Raw genomic sequence first — 10,416 nt, forward strand, 5'->3', positions numbered from 1 at the left:
CACATCCAAGACGGTAAAACCGTCTTATTTTTTTTGCTTTCTAGGGGTTATATTGTGATATTTGTCACAAATTTATTGAATTTCAAGGCTAAACAGGGTGTTTGATGTGACAAATGTCACACTTTGACCTCTGGATTTTTGACAGAATAGACATATTGAATGGGGATAAGGAAGGGGAGAAATATGGATACAGTTATGCTGTCGCGTATACAATTTGCGTCAACGACGATTTTTCATTATTTCTTTGTACCGGTGTCAATTGGACTCGCGCTCTTGATTGCAATTATGGAGACGATGTATGTCAGAAAAGGCAATGATGAGTACAAAAGAATGGCCCAGTTCTGGGGAAAGCTTTTTCTGATAAACTTTGCCGTGGGCGTAGTGACAGGAATATTGCAGGAGTTTCAGTTCGGGATGAACTGGTCGGATTATTCGCGCTTTGTCGGTGATGTGTTCGGTGCACCGCTGGCGATTGAAGCCTTGCTTGCCTTCTTTTTGGAGTCGACCTTTATTGGAATTTGGATTTTCGGCTGGGATAAGGTATCCAAACGCATCCACCTGCTCTCGATCTGGCTGGTAGCGCTTGGAACGATGCTGTCGGCCTTCTGGATTCTGCTGGCCAACTCGTTCATGCAGCATCCGGTGGGCTTCGCTGTCAATAATGGACGGGCAGAGATGAACGATATCTGGGCACTGGTTACGAACGGACAATTGCTGGTCGAGTTCCCGCACACGGTGCTTGCGGCTTATGCAACAGGCGCATTTCTGGTTACCGGTATCAGTGCGTATAAATTGCTGAAGAAGCAGGATGTTTCTTTTTTTCGGAAATCCTTTGAGATTGCTGCGATTGTTGGCATTATCTCTTCGTTTGGCGTTGCCATTGCCGGTCATGCCCAGGCACAGTATCTGGTAGGTACCCAACCGATGAAGATGGCCGCTTCCGAAGGGCTATGGGATGACAGCGACGATCCGGCTGCGTGGACGGTGTTTGCAGCCATAGATCCCGAGAACAAGATGAGCACTCATGAAGTTAAGATTCCATATTTGCTGAGCTTTCTCTCCTACAGCAAGTTTTCCGGGTCTGTGAAAGGAATGAATACGTTGCAGGCTGAGTATGAGCAAGCTTACGGCCCTGGCGATTATATTCCGCCGGTACGCACGACCTTCTGGAGCTTCCGGATCATGGTCGCTGCAGGCTCGCTTATGATTGCGCTGGGAGTATACGCCATCTACCTGATGTGGCGCAAGAAGATGGAACGCCCGAACACCTGGTTCATGCGCTTCATGTTCTGGGGGCTGCTGCTTCCGCCGATTGCCAATACGTCGGGCTGGATCATGACCGAGATGGGGCGGCAGCCATGGACGGTATTTGGATTAATGACTACAGAGGATAGCGTATCTCCTAATATCACGAGCGGACAGGTGCTGTTCTCGGTGATTTCTTTTACAACGATTTATGCAATTCTTGGTCTGGTACTGGTTGGCTTGTTCATCAAGGTGATCAAAAAAGGTCCTTACGCCATGGATAACGATCACGGCGAATCGCATGATCCGTATAATAAGGAGGGGTCCCATGCTTTCTCTTAATGAATTATGGTTTGTGCTGATTGCTGTGCTTTTTGTCGGCTTTTTCTTCCTGGAAGGCTTTGACTTCGGGGTAGGGATGGAAACTCAGATTCTGGCGAAGAATGATACGGAGCGACGGGTGCTGATTAACTCGATCGGGCCGTTCTGGGATGCCAATGAAGTATGGCTGATTACCGGCGCGGGGGCCATGTTCGCTGCCTTTCCGCACTGGTATGCCACACTCTTCAGCGGATTCTATATTCCCTTTGTCTTCGCGCTGCTGGCGCTCATTGCCCGTGGTGTTGCCTTTGAATTCAGAGGTAAAAGGAATTCGCTGGCCTGGCAGAGAACCTGGGATGTCTGCATCTTCTTCGGCAGCTTCCTGCCGCCGTTCCTGCTTGCCGTAGTGTTCGCCAGCTTCATCAAGGGGCTGCCGATCGACGGGGAGATGCAGATGTATGCCGGATTCTTCGATATTGTGAATACCTATACCGTAGTGGCAGGAATTACTGTAGTGCTGCTCTGCCTGGTGCACGGGCTGATGTTCACTACACTTCGTACGTTGGGTGATCTGCAGGAACGAGCGCGCAAGCTGGCGCAGAAGCTGCTGTTCCCGCTGGCCGCGCTGCTGCTGGCATTTGTCGTAATGACGTATTACATGACGGATATATTCGAACAACGCGGAGGACTGCTGTCCGTTATCGTTATCCTCGGTATTGCTGCTTATGTGCTATCCGGCTATTTCATGAGCAAGAAGAGAGACGGGCTGGCCTTCGGCATGACCGGTGCTGTTATGGCATTGTCGGTCGTCTCCATCTTTGTCGGACTGTTCCCGCGGGTAATGATCAGTTCGCTGGATCAAGCCTTTAATCTGACGATTATTAATAGCGCTTCAGGCCATTATTCACTGAAGGTCATGACGATTGTGGCGTTGTCGCTGCTGCCGTTCGTGCTTGGCTATCAGATCTGGAGCTATTTCGTCTTTCATAAACGGGTTCATGAGAAGGAGCATCTTGAATACTGATGGATAAAAATTTGCTTGGGTACAAAGGAGTTAAGCCGGTCTTTCTGATCGTGGGCTTCCTTACCCTGGTGCAAAGCCTGTCCATTCTTCTGCTGGCCAAGTCGCTGGCGGAAGTTGTCTCTGCGCTGTTTGCGGGAGAACCGCTGAAGGAACAAGGGGCGAAATCGCTCTTGTTCCTTCTTGCGTTTCTGGCGCGCCATGCCAGCGCCATGCTGATGAGCCGCGTGTCGTACCGCTTCGCCGAAGCGACCGGCAGCAGCATGAGAAGACAAATGATGGACAAGCTGTTCCAGCTGGGACCAAGGCTGGCAGGCGACCGGGGCACCGGGGAGCTGGTTACGCTTGTGCTTGAAGGAGTCGCGAAGTTTCGGACGTATGTGGAGCTCATTATCCCGCGGATGGTGGGGATGGCGGTGACTCCGGCGCTGCTGCTGGTGTATATCTATACCCAGGATACCTCAAGCGGTGTGATTCTGACCTTGACGATGCCGATCATTATTGTCTTTATGATCCTGATCGGAATGACGGCCCGCAAGCAGATGGACCGGCAATTGAAGTCGTACCGCACCTTGTCCAATCACTTTGTGGATTCGCTGCGCGGGCTGGAAACGCTGAAGTTTCTCGGGCGCAGCCGCAGCCACAGCGGAAGTATTGCAGCTGTCAGTGACCGCTACCGCTCAGCGACCATGCGCACGCTGCGTGTGGCTTTTCTGTCTTCGTTCGCCATGGATTTCTTCACCATGCTGTCAGTGGCTTCGGTTGCGGTAAGCCTGGGCCTTCGGCTCGTGAATGAACAGATGACGCTGGTCACAGGGCTGACGATTCTGATTCTGGCACCGGAATATTTCCTGCCTGTCCGGCTGGTTGGCGCTGACTTCCATGCCACCCTTGACGGCAAGGAAGCGGGAGAAGCGATGAAGAGTATTATCGACCGGGAGGAGGCAGAGGCCAAGCTGCTGAATTCGGCTGGAGACAACGCTGGAGCTGGAGATAAGGCTGGAACGCTTACAGGAGACGGTACTGGTGCCGCTGCTTCCGGAACTGGACAACTCAGGGCTGATGTATTCTCCTGGAAGAAGGACAGCACGCTTGTGCTTCATCAGGTGGGCGTGAAATATGAAGCGGACGGAATTGCTTCGCTGGCTGAAGTGAACCTGGAATTCAGCGGAAATGCCAAAATCGGCATTATCGGTGAAAGCGGAGCGGGGAAGTCCACGCTGGTGGATATTCTGGGCGGCTTCCTGCATCCGACCTCCGGCACGCTTGAGGTGAACGGCAACAAGGTCAGCGCGCTTACGGATGAGGAATGGCGCAAGCAGACCGCCTATATTCCGCAGAAGCCTTATATCTTCAGCGGCACGCTGGCGGATAATGTGCGCTTCTATTATCCGGAAGCGGCGAAAGAGGCTGTTGCCGGAGTTGTTGCGGCTGCCGGATTATCGAAGCTGGCTGCTTCATTGCCGCATGGGCTGGATGAAATGATCGGCGGCGGCGGGCGTTCACTCAGCGGCGGGCAGGAGCAGCGTGTAGCGCTGGCCCGGGCATTGCTGAGCAGCCGGCCGATCATGCTGCTGGATGAGCCGACCGCTCATCTTGATATTGAGACGGAGTACGAGCTGAAGGAAACGATGCTCCCGCTTTTTGAGGGAAAGCTGGTCTTCCTGGCGACGCACCGGCTGCACTGGATGATGGATATGGATCTCATTGTCGTCATGCAGCAGGGACAAGCGGCCGAGGTTGGTACACATCAAGAGCTTATAGCCCGCAGAGGGGCTTATTATGAGCTTATTCAGAGTCAATTGGAGGGAATCCATTGAAACGTGAAGGATGGCTTGCTCCCTATTTCAATTCTTATTTCTGGCGGTTTCTGCTGATCATAGCCTTGGGTGCGCTGACGATTTTCTCAGCCTCATCCCTGATGTATACCTCGGGGTTCCTGATCTCGAAGGCATCCATACCGCCGGAAAATATTCTGATGATCTATGTGCCGATAGTTGGCGTGCGCACCTTCGGTACGAGCCGGGCGGTAATCCATTATGCGGAGCGCCTGGTCTCGCATGATACGATCCTGCGTATTCTCTCCAAGATGCGTATCCGGCTGTACAATATTCTGGAGCCGCAGGCGCTGTTCCTGTCCTCGCGCTTCCGTACCGGAGATATTCTCGGTATGCTCGCCGATGACATTGAATACTTGCAGAATGTGTACTTGCGTACCGTGTTCCCCAGTATTATTGCACTCTTGATCTACGCCGCTGCCATTATTTCGCTGGGCGCGTTCGATGTGGCCTTTGCGCTGCTGATGGGACTTTACATGCTGGTGCTTGTAGTTGTGCTTCCGCTGATTTCACTGCTGCTGACGCAGTCGCGCCAGCGGCTCGTGAAGCAGGAGCGCAACCGGCTCTACCAGAAGCTGACCGATGCCGTGCTGGGCATGGGCGACTGGGTGATCAGCGGGCGGCAGAGCCAGTTCGTAGCCACCTACGAGGCGGACGAGAAGCTGGTTGCCCGCACAGACGGAGCGCTCCGCAGATGGGCGCGCCTGCGGATGTTCATAGGGCAGGCTGTGGTCGGGATCGCTGTCGTATCGGTAATCTACTGGGCCGGCGGAGAATATCAGAGCGGCGCTATCGCCGGAACGCTGATTGCAGCGTTCGTACTGGTTGTGTTTCCGGTGGCTGATGTTTTCCTGCCGGTCTCGGAGGCTGTGGAGAAGATACCGCAGTACCGCAATTCTCTGGAACGGCTGTCCGGTGTGGAAGAAGCGAAGGACAGCGTGCCGGGAATGGGGGCCAAGGCAGGAAATGCGGAGACAGCAGCTCTTGCAGACGCTGCCGTCCGGACGATTCGGGAGACCCATCGTGCGCATATTCAGCTGAAGAATGCAGGATACCGTTATGCCTCCGGGGATGAATGGTCGATACAGGATCTGAGTCTCGACATTCCGCAGGGGCGGAAGATTGCCATTATCGGCCGCAGCGGAGCAGGCAAATCGACGCTGCTGAAGCTGATTCAAGGTGTAATTACACCTTCGGCAGGGTCTGCTGTCATTAGCGGCATCGATGCTGCTGCGTATGGGGAGAGAATTCCCAGGCTGATTGCCGTACTGAACCAGAGCCCGCATCTGTTCGACACAACGGTGGCGAATAATATCCGGCTGGGCAATCCCGATGCACCGGACGAAGACATCAAGCGGGCCGGGGAACTGGCCCGGCTGGATACCCTGATCTCCTCATTGCCGGAGGGCTATGACACGCCGGTGCGCGAGGCCGGACAGCGCTTCTCCGGCGGGGAACGCCAGCGGATTGCCCTGGCCCGCATCCTGCTGCAGAATACGCCTGTTGTAGTGCTCGATGAGCCTACTGTCGGGCTCGATCCGCGCACGGAGCGCGAGCTGCTGGCGACGATGTTCGGCGCTATGAAGGAGAAGACGCTGATCTGGGTCACCCACCATCTGGCGGGTGCGGAACAGATGGACGAAGTGATTTTCATGGAGAACGGGCTTGTGGAGATGCGCGGCACCCATGCGGAGCTGCTGGCCCGCGAACCGCGTTACCGCAGATTGTATGAGCTGGACCGGCCCGGCGAGTTCCTTGGACAGCTTGCGGAAATGTAGTGATTACGATGTGGAAGGGATGAACAGAATGGACGAGCTGAGAAGCCGCAGCGGGGGAGGTCTATGCAGGCTTCAGCAAATGGCTGGCCGGGTATTGCAGAGCTGAAGCCGATCATCGCTTCATCGCCCTATCTGGCTGCGCATGAGTTCTACCTGTACGGATTGCAGCGGCAGTCCGGGCATTTTCTTGGAATTCTGGCGGGATGCGCTGGCGCTGATTGCGGAGGATATTCAGCAGTTTGCGGCGAGTGTGTAAACTCTGCGGCGGGAGTTCCTTTTTACAGGGAAGTGTGGTAGAACAGTAGAAGGAGTATACGCCGCAGGCGGCACAGAAAGGGATGCTTGATCGAATGTATGTAGTGTGCAAGGAGCATGTGGAGCTGGCCATCGACAAATTTGTGGACGAGTTCGAGGATGCACCGGATCTTGTGGATTTGAAGGAGACGGAGTTTTCAGACTGGGACCCGCCGGCGAAATGTGCGGAATGCGATAAGAATGCAGAGGTTCTGGTAGTTTAGAGCCGAAGAGCTTCGTGATTATGGAATCATTTATTCAAAAGATGACCATGCGCCGGATGTACATTCATACCCGCGCTATGCGGTCACTTTTGATCAGGCCTGCCCTGCAGCTGTGAAAGTGAGCTGCAGGGCATTTTTATAGATGGAAGCTCTTTGAACTTCACGCCTCAATCAGTTCTTCAGCCCTGCTCCCGCTGCTCCGGCGGTACATAAAGGCTGAGGCAATGGCGATCAGGGCGGCGATTGAAAGTCCCCAGTAAATGTTGGAGTAAGCCGCAGACAGAGACAGTCCGTGCTGCCATTCCAAAGCGCTCGCTGCCATGGCGACGCCAAAGGCCCCGCTGAAGAACTGCAGCAGCTGGAACAGACCCATCCCCGAGCCAATCTGCGAGGAAGGCAGGATGCGGGAGATTTCATTCGATACACTGCTGGATAGTGTGGTGAAGGCCAGACTCATGATCATATATACCAGCATCACGGCTATCCACGAATGTCCGGCGAATAGGGCAAACAGCACGGTAGCGGTCAGCACAAGCAGCGGCCCCAAACGCATAATTCCTCCGTTGCCATAGCGGTCAATGATCCGGCCTACCGAGCGTGACACGAAGATCGCCAGCAGGGAACCCGGAAAAATCACAAATCCGGCATGGCTTGCACTGAAGCCGAAGCGGTGAACCAGTATCTGCGGCAGCAGGAACAGTGTGGCAAAGCTGCACAGGTATGAGGCAATTCCGACCAGGGACAGCACCAGGTACGGCCGGTTTCTGAAAAGGGCCGGCATGACAAACGGATCAGGGGTGGTGCGGATACGGCTCACGAACAAGCCAACCGCGGCAAGCCCGGCAACCAGTGCCATCCACAGGCCGCTCGTCAGGAACAGCAGCAGACCGGTGGTGCCGATCCCGAGGAAGATACCTCCAATGGCGTCGAAGGAACCGCGGCTGGGCAGCTCTTTGGGCAGCAGCATCAGAAACAGCGGCACCAGCAGCAGAATCACAGCGGTAACGGCAAACAGCCAGTTCCAGCCGAAATACTGGGTAATCGCGCCGCCTGCAACAGGACCGAGACCCAGTCCAAGCGATACGGCGGACATAATGGTAGCCATTGCTTTGCCGCGCCGGTGCAGCGGGACGTACCGGGTGAACAGAACCAGCGACAGCGACATAACCGCCCCGGCGCCGGAGGCCTGCACAACCCGCACAATCAGGAGGAAGATAAAGTTCGTGCTGAGGAAGCCGGCAACCGCCGCAAAGCCGATTGTCAAAAGACCAATCGTCAGCAGTCTGCGGATCGGCAGGAAGTCGGAGAGCCTGCTGTAAGTAATTGAAGCTATGGAGAACATAATGGAATACCCGGTTACGATCCAGGAAGCGGCGGAAGCGGAGATGCCGAACGTCTTGGTCACATCGGGCAGTGCCAGGTTGAACATAGCCGTATTCATAATGACGAGAACCACCGCAACACTGAACAGGAGAGTCAGGAGTCCTTCCCTTGGAAGAGTGGCTTCCACCGGAGAATCTACATTTTCCGCTACAGCGGAGGTTTTATTAACTGAGTCCATGTGATGGCCACTCCTTTTGCTTGTTTGATAGTTCGATTGTGTTCGAACATTTGAAATATAGCATGCGTTGAGTTAAAATGCAATTAGGAACACAATAATTTTCGGCATCCATCTGTATCACAAAGGGGCTAATGATCCATGAAAATACTTTTTCATCCGGACCGCAAGGACATTCAGCTTGCCTCCGTACTGTATGCGCTCAGTGATCCCATCCGCTTATCCATCATTTCAGATATCAAGAACAACGGGGAACAGGCCTGCAACTGCTTCAACGTGCCTGTTGCCAAATCAACGCTGTCCCATCATGCCCGGACGCTGCGCGAGGCGGGTGTTATCTATACGCGTGTTCAAGGAACACAGCGTATGCTGTCCCTGCGGACCGAGGATCTGAATGCACGCTTCCCCGGTTTGCTTGATTCCGTGCTGAACGCTTATGAGGCTAACGGGCAGCCTGCGCTGGTGGCGGAAACAGACGAGAAGGACAGCAACTAAGGCGCGGGGGGAAGAGCAGCCGGGGCGTGCTGTTCAAGGGCAGAGCCAATTGGTTGTGCGGGCATACGCCTATATAAGCTTTTGAGCAGCGGAGTATTTTGGAGAGCGTTTTCTTTATGCAAAAAAGAAAAGACAAAGCCGTTGCAGGCTTTGTCTTTTGCTGCTGCTGCATAGATTGAATTTGGTAAACGGCAAAGGGGAAAAGTGGAGGGAGGGGAGTTTGGAACTGTAGGAGCGGTAGCGGCCGGAAGCCCAAGCATTTTCTGGAGTCACGCCATCCCGAAGTAGAAAAATTGCAAGTTCAGTTTATATAGTTCAATCCATACAGGGTGATCATCTTCTTTGCTTAGGGGCTGCGAGGAAATGAGTACCCGCTTTTGTTGACAAAATCTCCACGGTTTTGGGAGTTTTATCAACAACTTAGCGGCAATTTATTCCGTCGCAGTCTCTCAGCGGGGGTTCACTTTCACCTGGGCGCCTTTGCCGCCATACTGGATGCCGGTGTCTTTCACGCCGGCTTCCTTAAGATCAGTAAGCAGCCGTTCGACGACTGCCTTGGCAGCGGCTGCTTCCTTCGCGCCTGAGGCTTTTACCACCAGCTGTACCGGCTTCCCGGAGCGCAGATGCTTGTCCGCCTGCCGCAGCTTCGTGTCGTAATCATGCTCCTCAATATGCGCGGTGAAGCGCAGCTCCTTAACCTTCTCCTTGCCGCCAGGGCCTGCCGAAGCGCGGCCGGAAGCGGCCTTGCGGGCAGTACCATCCTTCTGAGCGGCGGACTTGGCCCTGCCTTTGGGCATCAGGCTGCAGGGCGGCGGGCTGCTCATCAGCGAGGTGCAGACCAGGTCCGCTCCTCTCGACCGGGCCATAGCCAGCGCTTCCTCTCTTGCGACCACCCCAATCTGCTCCCCATTCAAGCCGGTAAGCACCACCTCGGATGCCCGAATTTGTTCGTTGATCAAGACTGCCATTGCAACCAAGCCTCCCGGGTAAATTATCCTATAGCTATCATATACGGAACCCGCCAGCGGTTCAATTTCGATTTGCGGAAGCATGGTTAAGAGCCTATCCCAGAATAAACTAAGTAAGAACTATGGGTAAGAAAAAAGTAAGAGGTGATGAGAGTTGGCCAGCTAGGCCCCAACAACGGCATTTCTGCCGTTAATTCGGGGTGCCGGGGCTAGTTAGGCCTCAACAACGGCATTTCTGCCGTTAATTCGGGGTGAACAGCAGTAATCTTGCAAAGAAGCTTACATTCTATGGAAATCTAAAAAAGTGCACAAAAAAAAGAGATTCCTGTATCGTAGAAGTTGTAACGACACCCACGAAAGGAGATCTCTTGCTGTATAAGTTACCTGAACAAGGATTGTTATGTCAAGTCACTACGTGGTTAAACACGAAAAGCAGGTTGTGGATCGGTGACCGTTATGCCAAAAAACTGAATTGGGGCAGTACCCTATTTCTTTTTTTGGAAGCGATCCTGAGCCGCCGATCCGGGGTACAGGACATCGCCGATTCCCTGTTCCGCACGCCTTGTTTTCAGGAGTGGACGGGGGTTTCTTCGATTCACCCCTCGTCCCTCTGCCGGAAGTTAAGCCAACTGCCACCGGAACTCATGCGTGAACTTTACCAGTCCCGCCTCCAG

The 10,416-nt window shown here is 54.0% G+C and carries 10 protein-coding genes; 8 read left to right on the forward strand and 2 right to left on the reverse strand.

What is annotated here, in order from left to right; genetic code table 11:
- Window positions 1-183: 183 nt before the first annotated feature.
- The 6 genes from HYD27_RS26440 (at window position 184) to HYD27_RS26465 (ending at window position 6,721) form a co-directional block, all read left to right on the forward strand.
- On the forward strand, window positions 184-1,587 hold the full coding sequence (locus HYD27_RS26440; RefSeq protein WP_219220234.1) for a cytochrome ubiquinol oxidase subunit I: 1,404 nt from the start codon (window positions 184-186) through the stop codon (window positions 1,585-1,587).
- The gene (cydB, locus tag HYD27_RS26445) at window positions 1,574-2,590 is read left to right on the forward strand and encodes a cytochrome d ubiquinol oxidase subunit II (protein ID WP_219220236.1); all 1,017 of its coding nucleotides are present in this window, start codon (window positions 1,574-1,576) and stop codon (window positions 2,588-2,590) included. Before HYD27_RS26440 ends, cydB begins: the two co-directional genes overlap by 14 nt.
- The gene (gene cydD, locus HYD27_RS26450) at window positions 2,590-4,407 is read left to right on the forward strand and encodes a thiol reductant ABC exporter subunit CydD (RefSeq protein ID WP_219220239.1); all 1,818 of its coding nucleotides are present in this window, start codon (window positions 2,590-2,592) and stop codon (window positions 4,405-4,407) included. The genes cydB and cydD overlap by 1 nt, the downstream gene beginning before the upstream one ends.
- Entirely contained in the window at window positions 4,404-6,203 is a 1,800-nt protein-coding gene (gene cydC / locus HYD27_RS26455; RefSeq protein ID WP_219220241.1) for a thiol reductant ABC exporter subunit CydC, read from the forward strand. The genes cydD and cydC overlap by 4 nt, the downstream gene beginning before the upstream one ends.
- Before the next feature lie 63 nt (window positions 6,204-6,266).
- A complete protein-coding gene (locus HYD27_RS26460; RefSeq protein WP_219220243.1) occupies window positions 6,267-6,500 on the forward strand; it encodes a hypothetical protein in 234 nt (77 codons plus the stop codon).
- Window positions 6,501-6,553: 53 nt separating this feature from the next.
- The gene (locus tag HYD27_RS26465) at window positions 6,554-6,721 is read left to right on the forward strand and encodes a CxxH/CxxC protein (RefSeq protein WP_219220258.1); all 168 of its coding nucleotides are present in this window, start codon (window positions 6,554-6,556) and stop codon (window positions 6,719-6,721) included.
- A gap of 160 nt (window positions 6,722-6,881) precedes the next feature.
- Here the strand turns inward: HYD27_RS26465 and HYD27_RS26470 are convergent, their stop codons facing one another.
- Window positions 6,882-8,282, reverse strand: coding sequence for an MFS transporter (locus HYD27_RS26470; RefSeq protein WP_219220245.1), 1,401 nt, complete (start codon window positions 8,280-8,282; stop codon window positions 6,882-6,884).
- 138 nt (window positions 8,283-8,420) lie between these two features.
- Between HYD27_RS26470 and HYD27_RS26475 the strand changes: the two genes are divergently transcribed.
- A complete protein-coding gene (locus HYD27_RS26475; RefSeq protein WP_219220248.1) occupies window positions 8,421-8,774 on the forward strand; it encodes an ArsR/SmtB family transcription factor in 354 nt (117 codons plus the stop codon).
- A 449-nt stretch (window positions 8,775-9,223) separates the two neighbouring features.
- Here the strand turns inward: HYD27_RS26475 and infC are convergent, their stop codons facing one another.
- Window positions 9,224-9,742: a translation initiation factor IF-3 gene (infC, locus tag HYD27_RS26480; protein WP_219220249.1), complete on the reverse strand. Its 519-nt coding sequence runs from the start codon at window positions 9,740-9,742 to the stop codon at window positions 9,224-9,226.
- Window positions 9,743-10,110: 368 nt separating this feature from the next.
- Between infC and HYD27_RS26485 the strand changes: the two genes are divergently transcribed.
- Window positions 10,111-10,416 (forward strand): hypothetical protein (locus tag HYD27_RS26485; RefSeq protein WP_219220251.1); only part of this gene is annotated, 306 nt, incomplete at its 3' end.

This window comes from Paenibacillus sp. S150, assembly GCF_019352175.1.
In the GTDB taxonomy this organism is placed as follows: domain Bacteria; phylum Bacillota; class Bacilli; order Paenibacillales; family Paenibacillaceae; genus Paenibacillus_AQ.